Annotated in this window: 1 pseudogene; it reads right to left on the reverse strand. The window is 70.6% G+C overall.

Annotation, left to right across the window (positions count from 1 at the left end):
* Nucleotides 1-214 (reverse strand): annotated as a pseudogene (locus tag BN358_RS11795) (phosphate ABC transporter permease subunit PstC); the annotation flags it as partial.

Below are 214 nucleotides of genomic sequence, written 5' to 3' on the forward strand. Positions count from 1 at the left end.
TCGGCGGGGGCGAGCATCAGCGAGCCCCACAGGCCGAACACCACTGAGGGCACTGCGGCGAGCAGGTCGATCACGTAGCCGAGCGGCTGCGCGAGCCTGCGGGGCGCGTAGTGCGAGATGAACAGCGCGATCCCGATAGCGACCGGGACGGCCATGGCCAGGGCGAGCACCGCGGCCCAGACCGTACCGAAGACGTAGGGCAGCACCCACTCCA

The sequence above is a fragment of the Sedimentibacter sp. B4 genome (assembly GCF_000309315.1).
Taxonomy (GTDB): domain Bacteria; phylum Bacillota; class Clostridia; order Tissierellales; family Sedimentibacteraceae; genus Sedimentibacter; species Sedimentibacter saalensis.